The 23,545-nt window shown below is 70.3% G+C and carries 24 protein-coding genes; 14 read left to right on the top strand and 10 right to left on the bottom strand.

Annotated features, from left to right (window positions below):
- The first annotated feature begins 3 nt into the window (after window positions 1–3).
- Both fabI and ACH4YP_RS32505 read left to right on the top strand, forming a co-directional pair.
- Window positions 4–771 carry an enoyl-ACP reductase FabI gene (fabI, locus tag ACH4YP_RS32510; RefSeq protein ID WP_361058622.1) on the top strand — a complete coding sequence of 256 codons (768 nt, stop codon included), beginning with the start codon at window positions 4–6 and terminating at the stop codon, window positions 769–771.
- Between the two features lie 299 nt (window positions 772–1,070).
- Window positions 1,071–1,397 carry a hypothetical protein gene (locus ACH4YP_RS32505; protein WP_398494605.1) on the top strand — a complete coding sequence of 109 codons (327 nt, stop codon included), beginning with the start codon at window positions 1,071–1,073 and terminating at the stop codon, window positions 1,395–1,397.
- A 41-nt stretch (window positions 1,398–1,438) separates the two neighbouring features.
- Here the strand turns inward: ACH4YP_RS32505 and ACH4YP_RS32500 are convergent, their stop codons facing one another.
- On the bottom strand, window positions 1,439–2,143 hold the full coding sequence (locus ACH4YP_RS32500; RefSeq protein WP_361058620.1) for a FadR/GntR family transcriptional regulator: 705 nt from the start codon (window positions 2,141–2,143) through the stop codon (window positions 1,439–1,441).
- A 124-nt stretch (window positions 2,144–2,267) separates the two neighbouring features.
- Between ACH4YP_RS32500 and ACH4YP_RS32495 the strand changes: the two genes are divergently transcribed.
- The 4 genes from ACH4YP_RS32495 to ACH4YP_RS32480 all read left to right on the top strand — a co-directional run bounded on the left by ACH4YP_RS32495 (window position 2,268) and on the right by ACH4YP_RS32480 (window position 4,813).
- Complete coding sequence (locus tag ACH4YP_RS32495) at window positions 2,268–3,590, top strand: CynX/NimT family MFS transporter (RefSeq protein ID WP_398494326.1); 1,323 nt, start codon at window positions 2,268–2,270, stop codon at window positions 3,588–3,590.
- Window positions 3,591–3,673: 83 nt separating this feature from the next.
- A complete protein-coding gene (locus ACH4YP_RS32490; RefSeq protein WP_107102519.1) occupies window positions 3,674–3,790 on the top strand; it encodes an SGM_5486 family transporter-associated protein in 117 nt (38 codons plus the stop codon).
- 212 nt (window positions 3,791–4,002) lie between these two features.
- Complete coding sequence (locus ACH4YP_RS32485; protein WP_361058616.1) at window positions 4,003–4,218, top strand: hypothetical protein; 216 nt, start codon at window positions 4,003–4,005, stop codon at window positions 4,216–4,218.
- A gap of 76 nt (window positions 4,219–4,294) precedes the next feature.
- Entirely contained in the window at window positions 4,295–4,813 is a 519-nt protein-coding gene (locus ACH4YP_RS32480; RefSeq protein WP_055615411.1) for a histidine phosphatase family protein, read from the top strand.
- 104 nt (window positions 4,814–4,917) lie between these two features.
- Here the strand turns inward: ACH4YP_RS32480 and serB are convergent, their stop codons facing one another.
- Both serB and ACH4YP_RS32470 read right to left on the bottom strand, forming a co-directional pair.
- Complete coding sequence (gene serB / locus ACH4YP_RS32475; RefSeq protein ID WP_398494323.1) at window positions 4,918–6,123, bottom strand: phosphoserine phosphatase SerB; 1,206 nt, start codon at window positions 6,121–6,123, stop codon at window positions 4,918–4,920.
- A gap of 174 nt (window positions 6,124–6,297) precedes the next feature.
- Entirely contained in the window at window positions 6,298–8,274 is a 1,977-nt protein-coding gene (locus ACH4YP_RS32470; RefSeq protein WP_398494321.1) for a streptophobe family protein, read from the bottom strand.
- 241 nt (window positions 8,275–8,515) lie between these two features.
- Between ACH4YP_RS32470 and ACH4YP_RS32465 the strand changes: the two genes are divergently transcribed.
- Window positions 8,516–11,026, top strand: coding sequence for an FHA domain-containing protein (locus tag ACH4YP_RS32465; RefSeq protein ID WP_361058610.1), 2,511 nt, complete (start codon window positions 8,516–8,518; stop codon window positions 11,024–11,026).
- Between the two features lie 102 nt (window positions 11,027–11,128).
- Here the strand turns inward: ACH4YP_RS32465 and ACH4YP_RS32460 are convergent, their stop codons facing one another.
- The 3 genes from ACH4YP_RS32460 to ACH4YP_RS32450 all read right to left on the bottom strand — a co-directional run bounded on the left by ACH4YP_RS32460 (window position 11,129) and on the right by ACH4YP_RS32450 (window position 13,975).
- Window positions 11,129–11,839, bottom strand: coding sequence for a transglycosylase SLT domain-containing protein (locus tag ACH4YP_RS32460; RefSeq protein WP_361058609.1), 711 nt, complete (start codon window positions 11,837–11,839; stop codon window positions 11,129–11,131).
- A 301-nt stretch (window positions 11,840–12,140) separates the two neighbouring features.
- Window positions 12,141–13,283: an S-adenosylmethionine:tRNA ribosyltransferase-isomerase gene (locus ACH4YP_RS32455; RefSeq protein WP_361058607.1), complete on the bottom strand. Its 1,143-nt coding sequence runs from the start codon at window positions 13,281–13,283 to the stop codon at window positions 12,141–12,143.
- Complete coding sequence (locus ACH4YP_RS32450) at window positions 13,280–13,975, bottom strand: SDR family NAD(P)-dependent oxidoreductase (protein ID WP_398494319.1); 696 nt, start codon at window positions 13,973–13,975, stop codon at window positions 13,280–13,282. Before ACH4YP_RS32450 ends, ACH4YP_RS32455 begins: the two co-directional genes overlap by 4 nt.
- 187 nt (window positions 13,976–14,162) lie before the next feature.
- On the opposite strand from ACH4YP_RS32450, the gene ACH4YP_RS32445 reads away from it, so the two are divergent.
- The 3 genes from ACH4YP_RS32445 (at window position 14,163) to chpE (ending at window position 16,383) form a co-directional block, all read left to right on the top strand.
- Entirely contained in the window at window positions 14,163–15,308 is a 1,146-nt protein-coding gene (locus ACH4YP_RS32445) for a GAF domain-containing sensor histidine kinase (protein ID WP_361058603.1), read from the top strand.
- On the top strand, window positions 15,301–15,945 hold the full coding sequence (locus tag ACH4YP_RS32440; RefSeq protein ID WP_361058601.1) for a response regulator transcription factor: 645 nt from the start codon (window positions 15,301–15,303) through the stop codon (window positions 15,943–15,945). The genes ACH4YP_RS32445 and ACH4YP_RS32440 overlap by 8 nt, the downstream gene beginning before the upstream one ends.
- 192 nt (window positions 15,946–16,137) lie before the next feature.
- The gene (chpE, locus tag ACH4YP_RS32435) at window positions 16,138–16,383 is read left to right on the top strand and encodes a chaplin ChpE (RefSeq protein WP_361058598.1); all 246 of its coding nucleotides are present in this window, start codon (window positions 16,138–16,140) and stop codon (window positions 16,381–16,383) included.
- Between the two features lie 409 nt (window positions 16,384–16,792).
- Here chpE and ACH4YP_RS32430 read toward each other — a convergent pair whose 3' ends face one another.
- Complete coding sequence (locus tag ACH4YP_RS32430) at window positions 16,793–17,581, bottom strand: hypothetical protein (RefSeq protein WP_361072902.1); 789 nt, start codon at window positions 17,579–17,581, stop codon at window positions 16,793–16,795.
- 122 nt (window positions 17,582–17,703) lie between these two features.
- Between ACH4YP_RS32430 and ACH4YP_RS32425 the strand changes: the two genes are divergently transcribed.
- The 3 genes from ACH4YP_RS32425 (at window position 17,704) to ACH4YP_RS32415 (ending at window position 20,079) form a co-directional block, all read left to right on the top strand.
- Window positions 17,704–18,495 carry an ABC transporter ATP-binding protein gene (locus ACH4YP_RS32425; RefSeq protein WP_361072899.1) on the top strand — a complete coding sequence of 264 codons (792 nt, stop codon included), beginning with the start codon at window positions 17,704–17,706 and terminating at the stop codon, window positions 18,493–18,495.
- Between the two features lie 71 nt (window positions 18,496–18,566).
- The gene (locus ACH4YP_RS32420; RefSeq protein WP_361072896.1) at window positions 18,567–18,998 is read left to right on the top strand and encodes an NfeD family protein; all 432 of its coding nucleotides are present in this window, start codon (window positions 18,567–18,569) and stop codon (window positions 18,996–18,998) included.
- Window positions 18,999–19,128: 130 nt separating this feature from the next.
- A complete protein-coding gene (locus tag ACH4YP_RS32415; RefSeq protein ID WP_306940712.1) occupies window positions 19,129–20,079 on the top strand; it encodes an SPFH domain-containing protein in 951 nt (316 codons plus the stop codon).
- A gap of 233 nt (window positions 20,080–20,312) precedes the next feature.
- On the opposite strand, the gene ACH4YP_RS32410 is transcribed toward ACH4YP_RS32415, so the two are convergent.
- The 3 genes from ACH4YP_RS32410 to ACH4YP_RS32400 form a co-directional block, all read right to left on the bottom strand.
- Window positions 20,313–20,819 (bottom strand): HNH endonuclease, encoded by a 507-nt coding sequence (locus ACH4YP_RS32410; RefSeq protein WP_200399165.1) that lies wholly within the window; start codon window positions 20,817–20,819, stop codon window positions 20,313–20,315.
- A gap of 145 nt (window positions 20,820–20,964) precedes the next feature.
- Window positions 20,965–21,504, bottom strand: a complete 540-nt coding sequence (locus ACH4YP_RS32405) for a YbhB/YbcL family Raf kinase inhibitor-like protein (RefSeq protein WP_398494315.1) — start codon at window positions 21,502–21,504, stop codon at window positions 20,965–20,967.
- Between the two features lie 50 nt (window positions 21,505–21,554).
- Window positions 21,555–22,340 (bottom strand): sporulation protein, encoded by a 786-nt coding sequence (locus tag ACH4YP_RS32400; protein WP_398494313.1) that lies wholly within the window; start codon window positions 22,338–22,340, stop codon window positions 21,555–21,557.
- A 167-nt stretch (window positions 22,341–22,507) separates the two neighbouring features.
- Between ACH4YP_RS32400 and ACH4YP_RS32395 the strand changes: the two genes are divergently transcribed.
- On the top strand, window positions 22,508–23,149 hold the full coding sequence (locus ACH4YP_RS32395) for a DNA-3-methyladenine glycosylase (protein ID WP_398494311.1): 642 nt from the start codon (window positions 22,508–22,510) through the stop codon (window positions 23,147–23,149).
- Window positions 23,150–23,545 lie beyond the last annotated feature (396 nt).

Raw genomic sequence — 23,545 nt, 5'->3', positions numbered from 1 at the left:
ACCATGAGCGGAATTCTCGAGGGCAAGCGCGTCCTGATCACCGGTGTGCTGATGGAGTCCTCCATCGCCTTCCACACCGCGAAGCTGGCCCAGGAGCAGGGTGCCGAGATCATCCTGACCGCGTTCCCGCGGCCCACGCTGACCGAGCGCATCGCCAAGAAGCTCCCCAAGCCCACCAAGGTCATCGAGCTCGACGTCAGCAACGACGAGCACCTGGCGCGGCTGGCCGACCTGGTCGCCGAGGAGCTGGGCGGCCTGGACGGCGTCGTGCACTCCATCGGCTTCGCCCCGCAGGACGCGCTCGGCGGCAACTTCCTCAACACGCCGTTCGAGTCGGTCGCCACGGCCATGCACGTCTCCGCCTTCTCCCTGAAGTCGCTGACCATGGCCTGCCTGCCGCTGATGCAGAACGGCGGCTCGGTCGTCGGTCTCACCTTCGACGCGAAGTTCGCCTGGCCGCAGTACGACTGGATGGGCCCGGCCAAGGCCGCCCTGGAGGCCACCAGCCGTTACGTCGCCCGTGACCTGGGCAAGCAGAACATCCGCTGCAACCTCATCTCCGCCGGCCCGCTGGCCTCCATGGCCGCCAAGTCCATCCCGGGCTTCAGCGACCTGGCCGCCGTGTGGGACAGCCGCTCCCCGCTGGAGTGGGACCTCAAGGACCCCGAGCCGGCCGGCCGCGGCGTCGTCGCCCTGCTCAGCGACTGGTTCCCGAAGACCACCGGCGAGATCATCCACGTCGACGGCGGACTGCACGCGATCGGCGCGTAAACGTTCGCGTAAGCGTTTACGCGAACGTTTACGTATCCGCCTTCGTACGGCCCTTCCTTCGTACGGCCCTTCGTACGGCTTCGACGCCCCGTTTCCCGCAGCGCGCGGGGAGCGGGGCGTCACCCGTTCGGCCCTGTCGGCCGGGCGGTTGACCCGGTAACTGCGCACTCTGGAGTAGGAGTTCCCCCCTCCCGAGATGTCCTCCCGAGCCTGGCCGAGGAGGTCCCCTTGTGCGCCTGTCCCAGCTCCGATGCAAGCATCGGCTCCACTGGAATGGCTCCGCCGCTCCGTCTGCTGCGCTGCTCGCCGCTCTGACCCTCCTGCTCGCGCTGCCCTGCGGCGCCGCCTCGCACACCACGAGAACAGCGCCCCACGCGCGCGTGCCCGTGGCGGAGAGGCCCTTCGGGGCGGCGTGCCGGACCGCCGTCGACGGCTCGTCCGTGACGGCGTACTGCCACAACCCGTACCCCGAGCCCGATCACGTCCGCCTGCACATCGAGTGCGACCCGTGGTGGGACATCGACACCGACGGAGCCTCGGTCGAGGCCGGCCCCGCGCAGACCGTACGGCTGACCGGCCGTTGCTGGAAGGACGTCCGCTCGGCGTGGGTCAGCCACCAGCGATGACGGCGGGCTTCGTCACCGAGCGGCGCTGACCGCGGAACTCCTCACGCCTGGGCGGCGTCGGGTTTCTCCACGGCGGGCCGGCCCGGGCGGCACAGGAAGGGATAGCCCGCGGCCTCCGTGGCCGCCGTCCGCGCGTCGCCCGTACGGATGGCGTCCACCAGGCGTGTGTGGTCCATGTACGTCTCGGGCGTCAGCTCCTCGCCCACGTCCTCGCGCAGCCAGTCACGCACGACCTCGCCCAGGTCCGCGTACATCGCCGTCATGACGTCGTTGTGGGACGCGGCGACCACGGCCAGGTGGAAGGTCGTGTCGGCGGTCACGAAGGCCTCCGCGTCGCCCGACTCCCAGGCCTCCTCCCGGCGTACGAGGAGGGCGTCCAGCTGCTTCAGATCGCGCTCCGTGCGGCGCTCGGCGGCCAGCTTCGCCGCGCTCGACTCCAGCGTGGAGCGCAGCTCGGCGATATGCCGCGGATCGGCGTCCGCGAAGCGGCGTTGCATCACGCCCGCCAGCTCACTGGTCGCCACGACGTACGTGCCCGAGCCCTGACGGATGTCGAGCAGGCCGTTGTGCGCGAGCGCGCGGACGGCCTCGCGGACCGTGTTCCGGGCGACCCCCAGCTGCTCGACCAGCTCGGGCTCGGTGGGGATGCGGGAGCCCACCGGCCACTCACCCGAGGTGATCTGGTTCCGCAGCTCGGCGATGACCTGCTCGGACAGTGCCGATCGGCGGGGGTGGCTCAGCGGCATGACGGTCCTTCGTGCCAGGGGGTGCACCGGGAGGACGCACCGGAATGCGTGTCAGGGGATTGTGCCCCAGGTGTGCACCGGGGGATTGGACAACCAATCATCCCATGATTCTATGATGGCTGGCATGACTGGCGAGGAAACCCGGACGGCGATGTCCCCACCGATACGCAGCTCCGCACAGGACGCGGAACTCCACCCGCCCGCCACGCGCGCGTGGCTGACGCGTGCGGTGATCATCGGCATCGTCCTCACCGCCCTCAACCTGCGCCCCGCCATCACCAGCCTCGGCGCCCTCCTCGAAGAGGTGCGCGACGGGCTCGGCATGAGCGGCAGCTTCGCCGGGCTCCTCACCTCCGTACCGCCGCTGTGCTTCGCCGTCTTCGGGGTCATGGCACCACGCCTCGCCCGCCGCTTCGGGCCCGCCGCCGTGGTCTGCGCCGGCATGGTCGCGATCGCCGCGGGACTGGTGATCCGGCCCTTCGCCGGGAACACGGCCGGCTTCCTGGTCGCCAGTGCCCTCGCGCTCATGGGCATCGCGGTCAGCAACGTCCTGATGCCGGTGATCGTCAAGCGCTGGTTCCCGGACCGGGTCGGCTCCATGACCGGCCTCTACTCCATGGCCCTCGCCCTCGGCACCGCCTCCGCGGCGGCCGTCACCGTGCCCATGACCCGGGCGCTGGGCGGCAGTTGGCATGCGGGACTCGCGGTCTGGGCGGGGCTCGCTGCCGTCGCCGTACTGCCGTGGATTCCACTCGTACGGGCCCGGGGCACCGCCCTGTCCACCGACGCGGCCTCGGCTCCGGCCCCCACTCATGGTGCGTCCTCGGCCTCCGCGGCGGGCCAGGAGCCCTCCCCGCTGCGGATCACCCGGAGCCGTACCGCCTGGGCGCTGGCCGTCTTCTTCGGGCTCCAGGCCACCGCCGCGTACATCACGATGGGCTGGATGGCGCAGATCTTCCGGGACGCGGGTGTCCCGGCGGGCACGGCCGGACTGCTGCTCGCCGTGACCATGGTGATGGGCGTGCCGCTGGCCTTCGTCATCCCGCGGCTGGCCTCACGCCTGCCCAGCCAGGGGCCGATCGTGGTCGCCCTCGGGGTCTGCGGCCTCGTCGGCTACGCGGGCCTCTACCTCGCCCCCGCGGGCGGTGCCTGGGCGTGGGCGCTGCTGCTCGGCATCGCCAACTGCGCGTTCCCGCTGGCCCTCACCATGGTCGGCATGCGGGCCAGGACCGGGGCGGGGGTCGCGCAGCTCTCCGCCTTCGCACAGAGCACCGGGTACCTCATCTCGATCCCCGGCCCGCTCCTGGTGGGTGTGCTCTACCAGCACAGCGGCGGCTGGGGGCTGCCGATCGCACTCATGGCGGGCCTGATGATCCCGCAGATCGTGGTGGGCATCCTGGCCGGCCGCGACCGCACGGTGGAGGACGAGGCCGCGCGTCGGCCGTGACCTCGCCGCCGCCCGCGTAGGGTCGCCACCAGCATGCCGACCCCACCCGCGTGCGGGCGGCAGAGGGGTGCGAGACTGCTCGTATGCCCGTGCTCGACCCGAACCCCCAGAACGGCCAGAAGAAGATGCTGCTCGTCTTCGGCGCGTTCCTCCTCATCTTCGTGATCATCGGTGTCATCGCGTCGATCGCCTCACCCTGACCCGCCGGAAGCCCGCCCCCGGCCCTCCGGCGTGAGGTCTCCGCGACGCGACGGGACGCGATGGTGGGGGTAGCCCCACCATCCCCTAGGGGGTGAGTGTCAGGGTCAAGTGGGTGGATCTCCGGATGGGTTGAGGGCTCCGGAGTCCGTAACTTCGAGATGTGGCCGCGAGGACGCGGACCACGGACCACTCGAAGCCCCACGGAGGCGGCATGTCGGCCCCAACGCACATCCCGCCCCACCCGGCGACCAGGCGTGGCGTCGAGACCCGGCTCCCCTGGTGGGCCCTCGTCCTCCCCATGCTCGCCTTCGCCGCGCTGCTCCTGCTGATACTGAACCCCGCCGACGCGCACGCGGCAGGCGGCGACCCGGCGGTCGGCCGGCTCTTCGAGCAGGTCCAGCAGATGGTGTCGCACCAGGGCTCCTGAGCTCCCGGCACACCACGTCGGGGCAGCCAGTCAACTCCCTGCGCCCCATGGCGTGTTTCGTGCGAAGCTGGGAACCATGAGCGTCGCAGAACCCCGCAGGATTGTCCTTTTCCGGCATGCGAAAGCCGACTGGCCCGAGGTCTCCGATCATGAGCGGCCGCTCGCTGAGCGGGGCCGCAAGGACGCCGCCGTCGCCGGACGCAGGCTGGCCGACACCGGCATCCCCTTCGATCTGGCCCTCTGCTCCACCGCGACCCGGACCCGCGAGACATGGAAACTCGCCGTCCACGAGCTCCCCCACCGGCCGAAAACGGTCTATGAGGAGCGGCTCTACGAGGTCTCGCCCGGCGAGCTGATCGCCGTGCTCAACGAAACCCCCGACGACGTACAGAACGCACTCCTGATCGGCCACAACCCCGGCGTGCAGGGCCTCGCCGACATCCTGGCCGGCCAGTCCGAGGGCGACGCGCAGGAGCGGATGAGCCGTCTGGGCTTCCCCGCGGCCGCCTTCGCCGTGCTCTCCTTCACCGGTTCCTGGAAGGCCCTGGAGCCGGGCGTGGCCACGCTGCTCGACTACTGGGCGCCGTCCGAGTAGACCCGGTCGTTCCCTTCTCACGTCTCACGTCTCACGTCTCACGCGGACGGGGCCCGGCACCATCACGGTGCCGGGCCCCGTCCCTGTCGTGGACGTGCGAGAACTCAGTCCACGTGCATGTCCGCCGCCTCGACCTCTTCCCGTGTCACACCCAGCAGGTACAGGACCGTGTCCAGGAAGGGGAAGTTCACCGCGGTGTGCGCGGCCTGGCGCACCACCGGCTTGGCGTTGAAGGCGACCCCGAGACCGGCCGCGTTGAGCATGTCCAGGTCGTTGGCGCCGTCGCCGATCGCCACGGTCTGGGCGAGCGGCACCCCCGCCTCCGCGGCGAACCGGCGCAGCAGCCGCGCCTTGCCCGCCCGGTCCACGATCTCGCCGGTGACCTTGCCCGTCAGCTTCCCGTCGACGATCTCCAGGGTGTTGGCCTGGGCGAAGTCCAGCCCGAGACGCTCCTTGAGATCGTCCGTGACCTGGGTGAACCCGCCCGAGACGACACCGACTTGGAAGCCGAGCCGCTTCAGCGTACGGATCAGGGTGCGCGCCCCCGGCGTGAGCACCACCTTGCTGCGCACCTTGTCCACCACAGAGACGTCGAGGCCCTTGAGCAGGGCCACGCGCGCGTGCAGCGACTGCTCGAAGTCCAGCTCCCCGCGCATCGCGGCCGCCGTCACCTCGGCGACCTCGTCCTCACAGCCGGCATGCGCGGCGAAGAGCTCGATGACCTCGTCCTGGATGAGCGTGGAGTCCACGTCCATGACCACCAGGCGCTGCGCCCGCCGGTGCAGCCCCGCCGCGACCACCGCGATGTCGACGCCCAGGGCCGCCGCCTCGGTCACCAGGGCGGTCCGCAGCTCCTCCGGCTCCGTACCGGACACGGCGAACTCGACAGCTGTCACGGGGTACTTGGCCAGCCGGAAGATACGGTCGATGTTGCCGCCGGTGCCGGTGATCCGGGCGGCGATCGCGGCCGCGGACTCCGCGGTGAGCGGGTGCCCGAGCACGGTCACCAACGATCTGCCGTGCCCGCGCGGCCGGTTGTCGCCGAGGCCGGAGATGATCTCGGCCTGCAAGGTCATCGAGTCCGCCCAGCTGTGCACCGTGGCGCGCAGGTCGCCCTCCAGGCCGGCCGGCGGATGCGTCACGAGCGCGCACAGCACTATCCGGCCACGGGTGACGACCTGCTCGATGTCGACCACGTCGACCGAGTAGGCGGCGAGGGTGTCGAAGAGCCCGGCCGTGATTCCTGGCCGGTCCTTGCCGAAGATTTTGACGAGGAGAGTGGGGACATCAGACGTTTGTGATGCGCTCATGGTGCTTCCACCGTATCCGGCACCCTGTGCAGTACGCCGCCGAGGTCCGCCTGACGGACAGGGAACAGTGGGTGTCGCCGAGGTGACCGCGGTCTTCACGAGCAGTGGCGCCCGCACGCCACGGCCCAGGCCAACACCGTCCGAGCCGCCGGTCGGCATCGTCCGGACCGCAGGTCAACGCCGTCCGGGCGGCCTCCCGGACGGAGGCGGTGGCTCGTCCGGCGGGGGAGGCGGCGGCCCGTCCTGCGACGACCGGGACCGGCGCCGCTGCCCCGGAGCGGGCGGTGGCGTGAACGGCCCGGCCACCGTGGGGGCGCCGTACACGTCGTTCGGCGGCCGCGCACCCGGAGGTCGGGCACCCGGTGGCCACCCGCCCGGATCCTGCCCGCCCGGCTCCCGTCCGTCCGGATCCCGTCCCCCGGGAGGCTGCCCGCCGGAGGGCCGGGCCCCGGGCGACCGTCGGCCCGGGAGCTGTGCGCCAGGGGGCCGGGGTCCGGAAGGCGGCGGACCCGAGGACCGGTTGCCGGGGGACTGGGGGCCGGGCGGCGGGACGCCGGGACGCCGCCCGGGCCCGGGCTCCCGAAGTTCGTCGGGCAGCCGCAGATACGGGTTCGTCCCGGGGTTCGCCGGCCGGTACGGCATACCTGGGTTGTAGGGCCCGCTGTCCCCGGCGACCTCCGAGAACGGGGGAGCGGAGGCCGGGAAACCCGGAGCGCCAACGTCACCAGCGCCTGCGCCACCCGCACCCACGTCTCCCAGCGCCTGCGGTGCCGCGCGCCGCCCGGCGGCCCCGGTGGCGCACGCGAGCAGCGCCCCCACCGCCCCCGCGCCCGCACCCCACAGCGCCCCGAGCAGCAGCGCCATGCCCAACTGCCCGTGCAGCTCAATCCCCGCGTCGAACGCGTCGATGCCCAGCACGGCCATCGAGGCGTCCACGGACACGTCCGTCAGCCAGGCGAGCAGGGGCATCGCGAGCGCGGTCACGATCCCCAGCCGCAGCGCGCAGCGCCCGGCGAAACCGAGGACACCGACACCCTGTTCACCCGGGGCACCCCGCTCCCGTACGAACGGAGTGCGCACCGCGGTCAGCACGCCCGCGTAGAGCATCATCAGGGCCGCCGCGACCCCCAACAGCCAGACCCGGCTGTCCAGTTCGGCCAAGCGTCCCAGTGAGACGGACTGGTCGTCGGAAGCGCTCAGCAACTTGTCCAGGGGATCGGGCAGGAACTGGACGAGCGGCCCCGACGCGCTTCCGTCCCACGGCACGAAGAGCCCGATCGGGATGCCGAGCCACACCCCGTTGGGGGCCCCGACCAGCGCCGCACCCGCGATCCGTTTCGGATTGTCGTCGCCGACAGCCGCGTACGCAGCCGCCGAGAGCCCGGCGAGGACCGCCACCAGCAACACCGTGACCAGCGCGGACGCGGCAGGACGCACCAGGCGGTGCATCGCGGTCAGGCCGCGCGGCAGCGGAGTCCGGCGCGAGGCCAGCAGCGCGATCGCCAGCACGCCGAGCACCCAGATCAGGCCGCCCAGCAGCGTCGGCACGGTCTCGACCGTGAAGCCCACCTTGGCGTTCGCGTCCGCGAGGTCCCCGAGCCGGTCGGGCAGCAGCCCGCCGATGTCACCGAGCCCGGGCACGTCCACCTCGTCGGGCAGCCCGCCGCCCGGCAGCGCGTCCAGCCCGAGGGAGCCGCCGTCGATGGTGATGACGTCGTGCCCCGCCCAGGCCAGGCCGCCGAGCATCGCCACGAAGAGCGCCGCCACGGTGCCCGCGCGCGCGAACAGTTCGGCCGGCGCGATCACGGCCCCGGCCCCGCGCAGTGACCGCAGGAAGAACCAGGACAGCAGCAGCGCGCCCACCAGGCTCACGCCCAGTGGCGTGATCTGGAGGGCGGTGTCGGCCTGCGCGCCCTCGAGGCCGAAAGCCGACACGTCGCCGGACGGCTTCACCGACCCGCCCGCCCCGAGCGCCACGACCGCCGCGGTCATCGTCCCGAGCGAACCCGCTGCGTCCGCGCCGAGCAGATGCAGCCCGAGCGCAGCCACGCCGGCCATGCCGATCAAGGCCCAGCTCACGGCGGCGATCGAGGCCAGCAGCACATCACCCCACGGCACACGCCTGCCGTGTCCCACGGTTCCGTCGCTCATCGTCAGCCCCCCGACTCCGCGCCGCGATGGTTCCACCGCGGTGTCCCCCTCGCGTGGGATTACCACTCTCCGGGCCGGTTTCAACCCAGTCAACGGAAACGGACAAGCCGCCCGTACGCGGTCTTCACAAGGCCCGACTTTCGGTCAAGGGGGTCCTACTGAAATAGTTCCCCACGATGTTCGACATCCCTAGACTCCCTGTGATGGGGGAACTTCGGGGGACAACTCAGTGGGGCATGGAGTGCCGGAACTCGTACTGGAATTGAATGGACGGACCTGGACGCTCGATGCGTCCAGGCCACACACCCTCGGACGTGATCCGCAGGGGGACATCGTGCTCGACGACGCCAGGGTCTCCTGGCGTCACGCCACGATCAGCTGGAGCGGCCGCAGTTGGGTCATCGAGGACCACGGCAGCACCAACGGCACATTCGTGCAGGGGCAGCGGATCCATCAGATGGAGATCGGCCCCGGCTCGGCCGTGCACCTCGGCAACGCGACCGACGGACCGCGGCTGAGCCTGGGGGGCAACGCGGCCGCCGCCGCGCCGCAGGCACAGCCCCAGCAGCAGCCGTACGCCGCGCAGGGGGCGCCGGCGGCGGGCTGGGCCCAGCAGGCTCCGCAGCCGCAGCAGCACGCGCCGGACCAGGGCTGGCAGCAGCCGCAGCAGGGCGCGCACATTCCGCCGCAGCAAGGATCCGGTGGGGGCGCGGGGGCGCCGCCGGTCTACGGCGACCGCAGCCCCACCACGTTCCACCAGTTCTCGCTCGGCCGTGTGATGCGCATCGGCCGTGCCCTGGAGAACGAGCTGGTCGTATCCGACCTCCAGGTCTCGCGTCACCACGCGGAGTTCCACGCGACGCCGGACGGCCGCTACGAGATCCACGACCTGGGCTCGCACAACGGCACGTACGTCAACGGCATGCCGATCGCCAAGGGTGGCTCCGCGCTGCTCGGCCCGAACGACATCGTCGGCGTCGGCCACTCGACGTTCCGCCTGGTCGGCGACCGGCTGGAGGAGTTCGTCGACACCGGCGAGGTCTCCTTCTCGGCCCGCCACCTCACGGTGACGGTCGACGGCGGCAAGCAGATCCTCAAGGACGTCTCCTTCGGCGTCCCGGAGAAGTCGCTCGTCGCGGTCATCGGCCCGTCGGGCTCCGGCAAGTCGACGCTCCTGAAGGCGCTCACGGGCTACCGCCCCGCCAACGAGGGTGACGTCCTCTACGACAACCGGAACCTCTACAAGCAGTTCGCCGAGCTGCGTCAGCGCATCGGTCTGGTCCCGCAGGACGACATCCTGCACAAGGAGCTGACCGTCAAGAAGGCCCTCAAGTACGCGGCCAAGCTGCGCTTTCCCGCGGACACCACGACGCAGGAGCGCGACGCCCGTATCGACGAGGTGCTGCGCGAGCTCAAGCTCGACATCCACAAGGAGAAGAAGGTCACTTCCCTCTCCGGTGGCCAGCGCAAGCGCGTCTCGGTGGCCCTGGAGCTGCTGACCAAGCCGTCGCTGATCTTCCTCGACGAGCCGACCTCCGGCCTCGACCCGGGCATGGACCGCGACGTCATGCAGCTGCTGCGCGGCCTCGCCGACGACGGCCGTACGGTCCTCGTCGTCACGCACTCGGTCGCCGAGCTGGCCATCTGCGACAAGCTTCTGGTCATGGCGCCCGGCGGCTCGGTGGCCTATTTCGGTCCGCCCGAGGAGGCTCTGAACTTCTTCGGCTACGACACCTGGGCCGATGTCTTCTCCGCCTTCGAGAACTACCGCGACTACGACTGGGCGGGCCGCTGGAAGGGCTCGCAGCACTACCAGATGTACGCCGCGGACATCGACGCGGTCGCCCCGCAGTCCGTAGACATGCCGTCGGCCCAGTCGATGCGCCCGCCCAAGCCGCAGGGCTGGGGCTCGCAGCTGATGACCCTGATCCGCCGCTACACGTCGGTGATCGCGTCCGACAAGGGCTTCCTGGCACTGACGGTGATCCTGCCGGCGGTGCTCGGCGCGGTGAGCCTGCTCATCGAGCCCGACAAGACGCTGCTGGTGAACAAGCAGCTGGGGCCGAACGGCATGCCCATCCCGAACGGCACGGCCGCCACGGTGCTGCTGATCCTCGCGGTCGGCGCCTGCTTCGCGGGCGCGGCCAACTCGGTCCGTGAGCTGATCAAGGAACGGGTCATCTACGAGCGGGAGCGTGCGACCGGCCTGTCGCGCTCCGCGTATCTGATGTCCAAGGTGATCGTCCTCGGCGTGATCACCATGCTCCAGGGTGCGCTGGTCGGCGCGATCGGCTTCATGAGCCGGACGATCCCCGACAAGGGACTGATCCTCGGCGGCTCGGTCGCGATCGAACTCTCGCTGCCGATCATGGCGCTGGGCTTCACCTCGATGATGTTCGGCCTCGTCATCTCCTCGCTGGTGAAGACCGCCGAGAAGACCATGCCGCTGCTGGTCATGTTCGCGATCATCCAGGTCGTCTTCACCGGCTGCCTGTTCCCCCTGGCCGGGGCCCTGGGCGTCAACGAGTTCTCGTATCTGATGCCGTCGCGCTGGGCGGTCGGCGCCGCCGGCACCACGCTCGACTTCAACAGGATCAACCCGCACAACACGACCGACTCGGACCCGCTCTGGGACCACGAGGCGCTGACCTGGGCACTGGACATGGCGGCGCTGTTCGCGCTCGCCGCCGTCTGCGGCTTCCTCGTGGCGCGCTTCCTGCGCCGCCACGAGCCCGAGGTCATGCGCAAGTAGCCGGACCGTTCAAACCGGACCGTTCAGGGAAGACACGCGAAGGGCGGCGCCCCGTTGGGGGTGCCGCCCTTTCGGCGTACGTGTCAGAGGTCCGCGCAAACCTCAGTACGCGCTGTTGACGTTGTCGATCGAGCCGTACCGGTCGGCCGCGTAGTTGGCGGCGGCGGTGATGTTGGCGACCGGGTTGTACTGGCTCTTGACCGTGCCGGCGACGTGGTACGCGTCGAAGGTCGGCTTGATGACCTGCAGCAGACCGATGGACGGGACACCGTTGATCGCGTTGATGTCCCAGTTGTTGATGGCGTTCGGGTCGCCCGCGGACTCCCGGATGATGTTCCGGTGCAGGCCGTCGTACGTGCCCGGGATGCCGTGCTTCTTCATGATGTCCAGCGACTGGCGTATCCAGCCGTCCAGGTTGTTCGCGTAGGTCTTCGCGGCGGCCGGCTTGACGGCGGCACGCTTGGCGGACCGGCTCGCGGCCTCCTTCGCCTTGCGGGCGTCCTCGGCCTTCTTCTTCGCGGCGGCCTCCGCGGCCTTCTTGGCGGCCGCGGCGTCGGCGGCCTTCTTCTTCGCGGCCGCGGCCTGGGCGTCGGCCAGCTGTCCGCTGAGGCCGGCGGTCGCGGGCTTGAGCTGCTCCGCGGAGAAGGCGACCGGAGCGGCGGCGACCGAGTCGGCGCTGGCCTGCTGGGTGTTCCCCGGCACGAGCGAGAACGCGAGGGCCGCGGCACCGAGGGTGGCGACACCGGCGATGGAGAGCTTGTGGGTCTTGGTCAGCGTGCGGCTATGACCAGGAGTGTTCTGCTGCTTGGGCATGGCTGATGGACCTCTTCGAATAGCGCGGAGGTCGCTCTCGGCCCGATGGGGACAAGGAATGTTTCCGGGACAAGCGCCGCGGGTAAAGGCCCACGCCGCCGAACGACCGATGGCCATTCTTAGCGGTCGCAATTTTCCGTGGCAAAGGTGTGACGTACGAACCCGGGTAGTGGACCCAGGAAGGGCAAATCGGGGCAGACCGATACGTCTGCCCCGCTCACCAGGAGTCTCTTTGTCTCCTAGGTCCCTTCGTACGTGATGTGCGTCCTATGTGCGGGCTCACACCGGCCCCGGTCCGGTCTCACCAGCAGTTGCTGGAGCAATGCTCTGTGTGAGGGGCCTCCTCGGGGAGGATGAGGTGCACGTCGCCGAACTCGTGCCACAGGTAGCGCCCCCGCAGCGCCGCCTCGTACCCGCGGTCGATCGCGGCCCGCCCCGCGACCGCCTCCAGCATCAGCAGATGCGAGGCCTCGGGCTCGTGCAGCCCGGTGAGCAGCCCGTCGACGACCCGCACCCCGCGCTCCGGGGTCACCACGAGACCGGTCCAGCCCTCGGCCGCCCGCACCACCCCGTCGGCACCGGTCGCCGACTCCACCGCCCGTACGGCCGTCGTCCCGACGGCGACGACCCTGCCGTCTCCCGCCCCGGCCGCGTTGATCAGCCGCGCCGAGGTCTCCGGCACCGCGAAACGCTCCGGGTACGGCGGCTCGTGCGCCTCGGCCGAGGCGACCCCGGTGTGCAGCGTGACCGGCGCGAACTGCACGCCCCGGCTCACCAGCGCCGCCACCAGCCGCGCGGTGAAGGGCCGCGCCGCACTCGGCATCTCCGCACTGCCCGACCCGTCGGCGGACGGCAGCGCGAACACCGTCTGGTACGCGGACAGCGGCTGGTCCCGCTCCGTATAGGAGTAACGAATGGGCCTCCCGTGCCGGCCCAGCAACCCCAGGACGTCGGCCTCCGGCCACGGGCCTTCCGGCCTCAGGCCCTCCGGGTCCGGCACCTGCCCGCCCGGTTCCGACACCCGCCCCCACCACAGCCGCGGGCTCCGCTCCGTGAGGGGCTCCTCCAGGACGAGCCGTACGCCCCCGGGGAGCCGCACCTCTGTCCCCGCGGGCCCACCCGCACGCACGCGCGTGGTGCCCGTTCCGTCGGGATCCCGCACCTCCACGGCCCAGCGCCCGTCGTCCCCGCGCGTGGAGAAATGCACCACCACGCGCGCGTGCCCGATCCTCCCGTCCACCGCGGCCGCCAGCGTCGGCGACGTGTTCACGATGAGCAGGTCCCCGGCTCTCAGCAGGCACGGCAGCTCCGCGAACCCGTGATGCGACACCTCCGTACCCCGCGAGACGAGCAGCCGCACCGCGTCACGGTCGAGCCCCGGCCCCCGCTGCTCGGCGGGCACCCGGGCCGACAGCTCCTCCGGCACCCGAAGAGCCGTCGTCATCGCTGCTCCAGCAGTGACGGCGCCCCGAAGCGCCCGCTCGCCGGACGCTGCTCCAGCAGCCGCAGAAAGGCGGGCACGACACGGGCCGGCTCGGGCCGTGGATCCTCGTCGTCCGGCACGGCCGCCGCGTACAGGTCGGTGCCCATGTCGCCCGGGTCGACCGCCCAGACCCGCAGCCCGGGCTCCTCCTCCCCGAGCACCGCCGACAGCTGGTCCAGCGCCGCCTTCGAGGCCCCGTAGCCGCCCCAGGTCCCGTACGCCTCGGCCGCGGCGTCCGAGCTGACAGCGATCACCGCGCCCGCGGAGGACTCCCGCAGCAGCGGCAGCGCCTCCTGGATCAGACCGAGCGCCGCGACCACGTTGACCTCCAGGGCCCGCCGCAGCCCGTCCAGGGCCAGCGCGTCGAGACGTACGAGCGGCTCGGCGCCCAGCGCGCTCGCGTTGTTCACCAGGAGATCGACGCCGCCCAGCCCCCACGCCGCCGCCACCAGACCGGCCCGATGAGCACCGTCCGTGACGTCCCCGGGCAGCGCCTCCACCCGCGTCCCGTACTTGGCGAGGGCGGCGGCCGTCTCCTGGAGGACCTCCGCAGTTCTGGCGTCGAGCACCAGATCCCAGCCGCGCTCGGCCAGGGCCTCGGCGAGTGCGCGCCCCAGCCCCTTCGAAGCCCCCGTGATGATCGCTACCGGCATGACTTCCGTCCCCTCGTCCCATGGCCGCCGCTCCCGGCGAGTGCCTCCAACGTAGGAACCGGACCGCCCCCGCCGCCTCGTGCGCGGGCCGCAATGCGAAGGGGCCCTTCGCCCTAGGTCCAGCGGCTTAGGGAGGGCCGCCACAGGTCGGATACGCACTGTCACACCCCGCCGGTACCGTGAGGTCATGAGCAAAGGACCCCGGTCGGGCCTGTCCGCGGTGAGCACCGCGCTGCTGGCCATGAGCCGACACCTGGAGGTGCGCGACGTCCTCAAGACGATCGTCGCCTCGGCCCGCGAACTGCTCGACGCGGAGTACGCGGCTCTGGGGGTCCCCGACGACCACGGCGGCTTCGCCCAGTTCGTCGTCGACGGCGTCAGCGACGCCCAGTGGAAGGCCATCGGCCCGCTCCCGCGCCAGCACGGCATCCTCGCCGCGATGCTGCACGAGGCTCGCCCCGAGCGCCTCGCCGACGTGCGCAAGGACCCCCGCTTCGAGGGCTGGCCCTCCGCCCACCCCGACATGTCCGACTTCCTGGGCCTGCCCATCCGCGACGGCGACGAGGTCATGGGCGCCCTGTTCCTGGCGAACAAGAACTGCCCCAAGCCGGACGGGGGTTGCGGCTTCACCGAGGACGACGAGGAACTCCTGACGATCCTCGCCCAACACGCCGCGATCGCCCTCACGAACGCCCGCCTGTACGAGCGCAGCCGCGAACTCACCATCGCCGAGGAGCGCTCCCGCCTCGCCCACGAACTGCACGACGCCGTCAGCCAGAAGCTGTTCTCCCTGCGCCTCACCGCCCAGGCCGCCGCCGCGCTGGTCGACCGCGACCCGGCCCGCGCCAAGGGTGAACTCCAGCAGGTGGCCGCCCTCGCCGCCGAGGCCGCCGACGAACTGCGCGCGGCCGTCGTCGAGTTGCGCCCAGCGGCACTCGACGAGGACGGACTGGTCGCCACGCTGCGCACCCAGATACAGGTCCTCGACCGTGCCCACTCCGCGCGCGTGACCTTCGACAGCCGAGGTGTCCGCGCGCTGCCCGCGTCCCAGGAGGAGGCCATGCTGCGCGTCGCCCAGGAGGCGCTGCACAACGCGCTGCGGCACTCCGGCGCCGCCCGTGTCGACGTCACCCTGGAGCGGCACGGTCCTGGCGCCGTCCTGCGCGTCATCGACGACGGCAGCGGATTCGAACCAAAGGCGACGCGCCGCGCGGGACGCCACCTCGGCCTGGTGTCCATGCGCGACCGGACGAACGGCGTCGGAGGCACGCTCACCGTGGAATCGGCGCCCGGAAAGGGCACCACGATCGAGATGGAGGTCCCTGGTGGCTGACGCAATCAAGGTGCTGCTCGTCGACGACCACCAGGTGGTCCGCCGGGGCCTGCGCACCTTCCTCGAAGTGCAGGACGACATCGAGGTCGTGGGAGAGGCGTCCGACGGCGCCGAAGGAGTCGCCCGCGCCGAGGAGTTGAAGCCCGACGTCGTCCTCATGGACGTCAAGATGCCGGGCATGGACGGCGTGGAGGCCCTGCGCAGACTCCGCGGACTCGACAACCCCGCGCGCGTGCTCATCGTCACCAGCTTCACCGAGCAGCGCACGGTGATCCCGGCCCTGCGCGCGGGCGCCGCCGGGTACGTCTACAAGGACGTGGACCCCGACGCCCTCGCCGGGGCCATCCGCTCCGTCCACGCCGGACACATCCTGCTCCAGCCCGAGGTGGCCGGCGCGCTGCTGTCCCAGGAGGAGACCAACTACGGGCAGGGGAGAGGTAGTTCACTCACGGAACGGGAGCGCGAGGTGCTCGGCCTGATCGCCGACGGCCGCTCCAACCGCGAGATCGCCCGCGCCCTCGTCCTCTCCGAGAAGACCGTCAAGACGCACGTTTCGAACATCCTGATGAAACTCGACCTCGCCGACCGAACGCAGGCCGCGCTGTGGGCCGTACGCCATGGTGTGGCCGACGGATGACCTGCTGATCCGCGGATCGGTGGCCTTCCGGAGAGGACTACGGACGGCAACACGGAGGGTCCCGTTCCGGACTGAGATTCATACCGTCGTGGGAATGTCCCCCGGATGGCGCATCCTTCCGGGATCTCCGCCGTTCTCCAGTGCGTGCTGCGGCGCTTTGCCGCAGTGGTTCACAAGGAGAGGGCTCTAGAAGTGAAGAACCTGAAGAAGGCCGCAGCCGTCACGATGGTGGCCGGTGGCCTGGTTGCCGCCGGTGCCGGTTTCGCCTCCGCCACCGATGGTGCGCACGCGGGCGGCAAGGCCGTCGGCTCGCCGGGCGTCGCCTCGGGCAACCTCGTCCAGGTCCCCGTCGCCATCCCGGTGAACGCGGTCGGCAACACCGTGAACGTTGTCGGCATCCTGAACCCGGCGTTCGGCAACAACGGCTTCAACGGCTGACGTTCGCGCCCCGGGTCCCCAGTGACCACCGGCCTTCCAGGCACGCCTGGGGGGCCGGTCCGGTTTCCGGCCCGCCCATACCTGCGCGCCGCCGGTGGCCGATTGCGCAGTTCCCCGCGCCCCTGAGGGGTGGCTGACGTCGGCGTGCACAGTGCGGGTCGTCTGTGGTTGAGCGCGCAGTTCCCCGCGCCCCTAAAGACCGGGCCCGCTTTTCAGGGGCGCGGGGAACTGCGCGACCAGCACACGACTCACCCGCAGCCGCCAAGCCCCCTTCCCACCGAGTCAGTGGGCGCAGCTCAGCGCGCCCCCCGCTCCCGCTCCTCCACGAACGCGTTGACCCCTCCTGTCTGCGCCCCTCGCACTGCTTCGCAGGCTTCGGGGCGCTGCGTCGGCCTCCGGCCGCCGGCGCTCAGCGAACCCCGCGTTCCCGCTCCTCCACGAACGCGTTGTACGCCGCCACCTGAGCCCGTCGAGCCGTCCGCTCGACCGGCCGCAGCGCTTCGGAGCGCGCGGCCATCTCGGACGCGCTCACAGCCCCGCCGTGCCCGTTCTCGTGGGCGACGGAGATGAGCAGCCCGACCCGCTGGGCCAGCTCCAACACCCGTACCGCACGCGGTGGATACCCGGGGGCGAGCGCCTCACGACCCCGCTCGGCCCGTGCCCGGTACGCGTCGATCGCGGCCTCGGCGACCGGACCCGACCCGGCGACATCGAGCCGCGACAACATCTCCGTGGCATCGCGCAGCGCCTCCGCGAGCTCCCGCTCCGCCTCGCCGAGCGACGGCACATCGGCGGGCGGCGCCTCACGCACGGGCAAGCAGTGCCAGACGACCTCCACGTGGACATCGCCGTCGGGCCCGGCCTCGTACACCTCGGGCACGAGCCCCAGCGCGGCCCCGTGACAGACCACCGCCTCCTCGGCGTCCAGGGCGCGGGCGTTGAAGTCGGGCGGTCCGCTCAGCCCGAGCGGATGCCCGGGCGCGGGCAGCGCGACCCGCAGACCGGTCACCCCGAGCGCGCGCAGCCGCCCCAGCGCGAGGGTGAGTCCGACGGGCGCGGTCTCACCGGGCAGCCCCTCGACCCGGTGTACCGCGTCCTCGCCGACGATGGCGACGACCGCGTCGTCCGGAGAGGCAAAACCGGCCAACAGGGCATTTCCCCATGCCGCCAGCCGTCCTGAGCGTGGTTCCGAATGCATGGCTCCCACCCTAAGGACCGGCCGATGGATTGGACGGGTCGACCGGTGGCGTAGGTTTTCCCTGGGGGCTGCGTCCACAGACGTCAGCGACGGCCGAGACTGCAATGGGAGACAGCGCGCTCATGAGCGATGTTCTGGAGCTTGAGGACGTATCAGTGGTCCGAGAGGGCCGGGCTCTGGTGGACCAGGTCTCCTGGTCGGTCAAGGAAGGCGAGCGCTGGGTCATCCTCGGTCCCAACGGCGCCGGAAAAACGACCCTTCTGAACCTCGCCTCCAGCTACCTCTACCCCAGCCAGGGCACCGCCACCATCCTCGGCGAGACCCTCGGCAAGGTCGACGTCTTCGAGCTGCGCCCACGCATCGGCATGGCCGGCATCGCCATGGCGGAGAAGCTCCCCAAGCGCCAGACCGTACTGCAGACCGTCCTGACCGCCGCCTACGGCATGACGGCCGGCTGGCACGAGGACTACGAGGACGTCGACGAGCGGCGTGCCCGCGCCTTCCTCGACCGCCTCGGCATGACCGAGTTCGTCGACCGCAGGTTCGGCACGCTCTCCGAGGGCGAGCGCAAGCGCACCCTCATCGCCCGCGCGCTGATGACCGACCCCGAGCTGCTCCTCCTCGACGAGCCCGCCGCCGGTCTCGACCTCGGCGGCCGCGAGGACCTCGTACGCCGCCTCGGCCGCCTCGCCCGCGACCCGATCGCCCCCTCCATGCTCATGGTCACGCACCACGTCGAGGAGATCGCCCCGGGCTTCACCCACGTCCTGATGATCCGTCAGGGCAAGGTGCTCGCCGCGGGCCCCCTGGAGCTCGAACTCACCTCGCGCAACCTGTCGTTGTGCTTCGGCCTCCCGCTCGTCGTCGAACAGGTCGGCGACCGCTGGACCGCGCACGGCCTGCCCCTGTCCTGACACCAGGAACACCTGCCTCAACTTGATCGGCGCCCTGTCGGGGACAGGACCCGCGGACCTACCATGACCATGTGGACGACATCGACGCATGGGTGTGGTGGCTGATCGCCGCGGTCGGGCTCGGAATCCCGCTCGTCGTGACCGCGATGCCGGAGTTCGGAATGCTCGCCGTCGGCGCCGTCGCGGGCGCCGTGACCGCAGGACTCGGAGGCGGTGTGGTCCTCCAGGTAGTGGTCTTCGCCGCCGTCTCGGTCGCGCTCATCGCGGTCGTACGCCCCGTCGCCACCCGACATCGCTCCCAGCGGCCCCAACTCGCCACAGGCATCGACGCCTTGAAGGGCAAACAGGCCGTCGTCCTGGAGAGGGTCGACAGTTCGGGTGGCCGGATCAAGCTCGCCGGAGAGGTCTGGTCCGCGCGCGCCCTCGACACCGGACGCGCCTACGAAGCAGGCGAAGAGGTGGACGTCGTGGAGATCGAAGGAGCCACGGCGATCGTCATGTGACTCCCGTGGCGTCCAGTGAACGGAACGTCGCACGTGGCGAGTTGTGGTCTGACACACTCGTCCAGCAAGATCTTCGACAATCACAAGATCTTCCGGAAGCACCTAGGCGGAGAAGGGTACGGGGACCACGATGGAACCGATCATCATCGTCCTGATCATTCTGGTGGTGTTGGTCTTCATCGCATTGATCAAGACCATCCAGGTGATCCCACAGGCCAGCGCGGCCATCGTCGAGCGGTTCGGCCGCTACACGCGCACGCTCAACGCCGGCCTCAACATCGTCGTCCCGTTCATCGACTCGATCCGCAACCGCATCGACCTCCGTGAACAGGTCGTTCCGTTCCCGCCCCAGCCGGTGATCACCCAGGACAACCTGGTCGTGAACATCGACACGGTCATCTACTACCAGGTGACCGACGCCCGCGCCGCCACGTACGAGGTCGCCAGCTACATCCAGGCGATCGAGCAGCTCACCGTCACCACGCTCCGCAACATCATCGGTGGCATGGACCTGGAGCGGACCCTGACCTCCCGCGAGGAGATCAACGCGGCGCTGCGCGGCGTCCTCGACGAGGCCACCGGCAAGTGGGGTATCCGCGTCAACCGCGTAGAGCTCAAGGCCATCGAGCCGCCCACCTCCATCCAGGACTCGATGGAGAAGCAGATGCGCGCCGACCGCGACAAGCGCGCCGCGATCCTCACCGCCGAAGGTATCCGCCAGTCGCAGATCCTCACCGCCGAGGGCGAGAAGCAGTCCGCGATCCTGCGCGCCGAGGGTGAGGCAAGGGCCGCCGCACTGCGCGCCGAGGGCGAGGCCCAGGCCATCCGTACGGTCTTCGAGTCCATCCACGCCGGAGACGCGGACCAGAAGCTCCTCGCCTACCAGTACCTCCAGATGCTCCCGAAGATCGCCGAGGGCGACGCCAACAAGCTCTGGATCGTCCCCAGCGAGATCGGCGACGCCCTCAAGGGCCTCAGCGGCGCCATGGGCAACTTCGGCCCGATGGGCGGCATGGGCGGAGGCGGCGGCCAGGGCAACACCCCCACAGAACGCCGAGAAAAGCCGTCGGTCACCGACTGACACCGGTCGTGGAAAGCGGCTCCTCTCGCCCCTGTCAGGGGGACACGAGGAGCCGCTTTTGCTTTCAGGGGCGCGGGGAACGGCGCAGTCTTTTGGCTTCCAGGGGCGCGGGGAACTGCGCAATCTTTTAGGGCGCGAGGCTCTGACATTTGCGGCTCCGCCGCGGGGCGCGACCAGCCACGACCCACCCGCACCCGACAGCTCACCCGCACACCCCGCCCCGAGCGGAGCGCCTACGCCGCCGGCTGCGCAAGCCACTCCGGCAAAGCCTCAAGATCATCGCGCCCCAGCGCGAGCAACATCGCATCGGCAGGCGTCGGCTCGAACGGCTGCCGCAACAGCGGCATCCCCGCCTGCTCCGGCGTCCGCGCAGCCTTGCGATGGTTGTCCTCCGCGCACGAGGCAACCGTGTTCAGCCAGGAGTCCTGACCACCCTGCGCCCGAGGCACGACGTGGTCCACGGTCGTCGCCCGACGACCGCAGTACGCGCACCTGTGCCGGTCACGCACCAGCACACCCCGCCTCGACCACGGCGCTTGTCTTCGGAACGGCACCCGTACATAGCGGCAGAGCCTGATCACCCGGGGCGCCGGTATGTCGAGCGCGGCTCCGCGCATACGCAGTTCGGGGTGGGCCTGCTCGACGACAGCCTTGTCCTGCAGCACCAGAACGACGGCTCGGTTCAACGTCACCGTCGACAGCGGCTCAAAGCTCGCATTCAGCACCAGCGTGTCCCGCATCAAGCCCACCTCCCATGCGCACCGGCCCACCGCCTGGCGGGCTTGGATCAACTCTGGCCGGGCACGCCGAGATGGACAACGCAATAAAAAATGCCCGCCCCTGATCAATTCCATGACCAGGGGCGGGCAAACGTTCAGTGAACGCTCAGCTGTCCGCGGGAGCCGCGTACTCGGCGAGGAACTGCGCCCTCGCCAGCGTGTGGAACCGGAGATTGAAGCCCACGACAGCCGGGGAGGCGTCCGAGTCGGGGCCGAGCTTCTCCTGGTCCACCGCGTACACCGTGAACACGTACCGGTGCGCCGGATCCCCGGCAGGCGGCGCGGCGCCGCCGAAGTCCTTCGACCCGTAGTCGTTGCGCACCTGCACGGCGCCCTCGGGCAGCCCCTCGAACTTCCCCGTGCCCGCGCCCGTCGGCAGTTCCGCCACCGAGGCCGGAATGTCGAACACGACCCAGTGCCAGAAGCCGCTCCCCGTGGGGGCGTCCGGGTCGAAGCACGTCACGGCGAAACTCTTGGTCTCCGGCGGGAAGCCTTCCCAGCGCAGCTGCGGCGAGGTGTTCCCGGCCGCGTAGACCTGAGCGTCCTTCAGCGTCGCGCCCGGCTCGACGTCCTCACTCGTGACCGTGAACGACGGCACGACGGGATGGAAGTCATGGGGAAGCGGCGGCCTCTTGGGCTCGGTCACCTCGGCACCTCCTGATCGGTTCCTGATCCTTGGAAACTCTCGCCCCGAGCCTAGAACCAGTTGCGCTTACTACCGACCTCGGACAGCCACTGGTTGAGATACGCGTTCCAGTCGGTCCCCTGGAAGTCGTTGAGCCCCACCTTGAAGGAGCGGAACGTGTCGCTGCCCTCACTGAAGAGGCCCGGCTTCTTGTCCATCTCCAGTACGACGTCCATCTCACGGTCGTCCGCGACGAAGCTGAGCTCGACCTGGTTGAGACCGCGGTACTGCTGCGGCGGGAAGAACTCGATCTCCTGGTAGAACGGCAGCTTCTGCCGCGTACCCCGGATGTGGCCGCGCTCCAGGTCCGCGTTCTTGAAGCGGAAGCCCAGCTGGATGAACGCGTCAAGCAGTGCCTGCTGCGCCGGCAGCGGGTGCACGCTGATCGGGTCCAGGTCACCGGAGTCCACCGCGCGCGCGATCTCCAGCTCCGTGGTCACACCGATGTTCATCCCGCGCAGCGGCTGCCCGTCGATCGTCGTGATCGGCGTCTCCCACGGGATCTCGAGCCCGAACGGCACCGCGTGCACCCCGCCCGCCTGCAGCTCGAAGGCACCGCCGAGCCGCAGCTTCGTGAACTCGACGTCCTGCTTGTACTCCTGGTCGTCATGGCCCTCGACCTCGACCCTGGCCTGGAGACCGACCGACAGACCCTCGATCGCCTGGTTCACGGACCCGCCCTGGATCCGCACCTCACCCTGGACGACGCCGCCGGGTACGACGTTGACCTCGGTCAGCACCGTCTCGACCGAAGCCCCACCGGCCCCCAGGCTCGCGAGCAGCCGCTTGAACCCCATGTCTTTTCCTCCTCGGGCAACGCCCCGTTGTTGTTCTGTCCGGATCGGATCCTTGATCCATACAAACGCGATCCAGCCGTGTCCGGTTCCGCGCACTCACCCTGGCAAGACGCACGCTCCCTGACCACCCCGCACGCAGTCACACCTCTGCACTACGCTCGTACGCCATGATCGCGGCCCCTGACCGTACGCCCCTCACCCGGGAGTTCTTCGACCGACCCGTACTGGAGGTCGCCCCCGACCTCCTGGGGCGCGTACTCGTGCGCACCACTGCGGACGGCCCGATCGAACTCCGCCTCACGGAGGTCGAGGCGTACGACGGTCCCAACGACCCCGGCTCCCACGCCTATCGCGGCCCCACGGCCCGCAACGGCGTGATGTTCGGTCCGCCCGGGTACGTCTACGTCTACTTCACCTACGGCATGTGGCACTGCATGAACCTGGTGTGCGGCCCGGAGGGCAGGGCGAGCGCGGTCCTGCTTCGCGCCGGCGAGATCACCGAGGGCGCCGAACTGGCACGCAAACGTCGACTTTCGGCCCGAAATGACAGAGAACTGGCCAAAGGCCCGGCCCGCCTGGCCACGGCCCTCGGGATCGACCGGGCTCTCGACGGTACGGACGCCTGCGCCACCGAGGGTTCACCCCTGAGCCTCCTCACGGGCACTCCGGTGCCTTCCGACCAGGTGCGCAACGGTCCACGTACCGGTGTGTCCGGCGACGGAGGCGTCCACCCGTGGCGCTTCTGGGCCGACAACGACCCGACGGTGAGCCCTTATCGGGCCCATACCCCCCGCCGTCGCCGAACTTGACTCTCCCTTGAAGGGTCCGTAATGTAGCCCGAGCCGCTGAACCGGGTACGGCGTTCAGTCAGCAGTCGGAAGCGGCCAACCCACTACCTACGACTTCCTCTGAGCGAGGGCGAGTTCGGCGTGTCTGCATGCCTGAATTCAAGCTTGCGGAACTCGATTATGAGTTGCTGAGGGAATCGGCTAACGTAGTGAATGTCGAAAGGCCGCGAGGCCAAAAGGCAAATCCCGCCGATTGGGAATCACGGCCCGAAAGGGTCTGATAGAGTCGGAAACGCAAGACCGAAGGGAAGCGCCCGGAGGAAAGCGCCCGGAGGAAAGCCACGAGAGAGTCTCTCGGGTGAGTACGAAGGAAGCGTCCGTTCCTTGAGAACTCAACAGCGTGCCAAAAATCAACGC

This window comes from Streptomyces sp. NPDC020747 (assembly GCF_044334695.1).
Taxonomy (GTDB): Bacteria; Actinomycetota; Actinomycetes; order Streptomycetales; family Streptomycetaceae; genus Streptomyces.
This window is presented reverse-complemented; position numbering and strand designations above follow the sequence as displayed.